Below are 2,291 nucleotides of genomic sequence, written 5' to 3'. Positions count from 1 at the left end.
CTTTCCACTATCGGCTTCTGCCTGAGGGGCTGCGGAGATCAAATCTTGGAGGGTGGTGAGGAGCACGGCTTTGTCCTCGGCACGGCGCGTCCGGTAACCGGTGTCGAGTTCGTGGGAACCGAGCATCCAGCTGAGCACCAGCAGGCCGTCCTTTTCCACGAACTTTCCGGCCATGCCGCTTTCCTGCCGCACACCGGTCAGGCATCCGGCCGGGATGAACACCGGGCCGGCGCCCGCGCGCTCGAACAGCACGCCTTCGGGGTGCACGGAGAGCTTGGCGTTGGTGCGGATGCCCAGATTGTGCACGGCGATCCGGTCCAGCCAGTCGCCGGCGGTGGTGGAGGCGACGTACTGGCCGTCGGCGGCGGCCAGCGGGGCGCCGAGTTCGGCGGGAACCTCGGGGAGGGGCTCGACGTCGGACTGGCGGCGCAGGCGGTTACGCCAGCCGACGGCGAGGAGGGCAAGCGCGACGCCAATCAGGACGAGCGTGAAGAGCAGGGAGAGGTCCTTGACACTCACGGGCGGCGGCCCGCCGGTCCTGCGTCGAGCGCTTCGGCCGGCCACCGGTACGGGGTGTTGAGTTTTCCGTCGAGAACGGTCGGGTGGCCCTTGAAGAACGTCGCCACTACCTTCCCCGGCAGTTCCCGGCCGGCAAACGGAGAGTTACGGCCCATGGTTGCCATCTTAGAAGGGTCCACGGTCCAGCGCGCAGCCGGGTCCACGAGTATGACGTTGGCAGGCTCCCCGGCCTCGAGCGGGCGGCCCTGGTCCTGGACCCGGCCGATGGCGGCCGGCGCCGTGGAGGTCACGCGGGCAAAATCCTCCCAGCCCATCAGGCCTGTTTCGATCATGGTGTGCTGGACCACGGAGAGCGCGGTTTCCAGCCCGGTCATGCCCATGGCCGCCTGCGCCCACTCGCATTCCTTGTGTTCGCTCGGGTGCGGGGCGTGGTCGGTGCCGACGACGTCGATCGTGCCATCGGCCAGGGCGGCCCGGAGGGCCTGGACATCGGCGTCCGTGCGCAGCGGCGGGTTGACCTTGTAGACGGGGTCGTAGCTGCGGGCGAGCTCATCCGTGAGCCAGAGGTGGTGCGGGGTGACCTCGGCCGTGACGTTGACGCCGCGGGACTTGGCCCAGCGGATGATCTCCACGGACCCGGCCGTGGAGACGTGGCAGACGTGCAGGCGGGACCCGACGTGCTGGGCCAGCAGCACGTCCCGGGCGATGATGCTCTCTTCGGCGACGGCCGGCCAGCCGGCCAGGCCGAGGACGGCGGAGACCTCGCCCTCGTTCATCTGGGCGCCGGCGGTGAGTCGGGGTTCCTGCGCGTGCTGGGCCACGACGCCGTCGAATGCCTTGACGTATTCGAGCGCGCGGCGCATCAGCACCGGATCGTGGACGCAGATGCCGTCGTCGGAGAACACGCGGACGTGGGCGCGGGAGTCGGCCATGGCGCCGAGCTCGGCGAGCTGCTCCCCCGCGAGGCCCACGGTGACTGCTCCCACCGGACGGACGTCCACCCAGCCGGCGGTCCGGCCAAGGGTGAGGACTTGCTCCACGACGCCGGCGGTGTCCGCCACCGGGGTGCTGTTGGCCATGGCGTGCACGGCCGTGTAGCCGCCCAGGGCGGCGGCGCGGGTGCCGGTTTCGACGGTTTCGGCGTCTTCGCGGCCGGGTTCGCGCAGGTGGGTGTGGATGTCCACCATGCCCGGGAGCGCGACGAGGCCCGCGGCGTCGATTACTGTTGCGTCCCGCACCCCGGCGCCTTCGGCGTCCAGCTGACGGCCGCGGGCGGCGATCACGCCGTCCCGGATCAGCAGGTCCTCGGCTGCTCCGCCCAGGATCGAGGCCCCCCGGATGAGGTAGGCGCCGCTGTTGTCTGCGTTCTGGTGCTGATCGGCCATCAGTGGCTCTCCTGGTGGGAATAAGTGAGGTTCGGAATGGCGGCGTGCGCCGCGGACGCGGCCGCAGAGGCAGAAGCTATGGCAGAAACTGGTGCGGCGGCCGGCTCGCGGTTCTCCCCGGACAGGAGCAGGTACAGTGCCGCCATCCGGACAGAGACGCCGTTGCGCACCTGCGCCAGCACGGTGGAGCGGGGTGAGTCGGCCGCGGCCGCGGAGATTTCCAGCCCGCGGTTCATGGGACCGGGGTGCATGATGATGGTGTCCTTGAGCCCCAGGCTGTCGAGGGCACGGAGCCGGTTGTCGTCGAAGCCCCAGCGCCGCGAGTATTCGCGGGTGGTGGGGAAGAAGGAGGCATTCATCCGTTCGCCCTGGACGCGGAGCATCATC

Annotated in this window: 2 protein-coding genes and 1 pseudogene; all 3 read right to left on the bottom strand. The window is 70.1% G+C overall.

The features are described 5' to 3' along the window. On the bottom strand, positions 1-519 hold a 519-nt coding region (locus tag LQV45_RS26540), incomplete at its 3' end, for a hypothetical protein (protein WP_230009708.1). Beyond that, entirely contained in the window at positions 516-1,904 is a 1,389-nt protein-coding gene (locus tag LQV45_RS26535; protein ID WP_230009705.1) for a dihydroorotase, read from the bottom strand. The genes LQV45_RS26535 and LQV45_RS26540, both read right to left, overlap by 4 nt. Further along, positions 1,904-2,291 (bottom strand): annotated as a pseudogene (locus LQV45_RS26530) (aspartate carbamoyltransferase); the annotation flags it as partial. The pseudogene LQV45_RS26530 and the gene LQV45_RS26535, both read right to left, overlap by 1 nt.

Source organism: Microbacterium sp. Bi128, from assembly GCF_918698205.1.
This window is presented reverse-complemented; position numbering and strand designations above follow the sequence as displayed.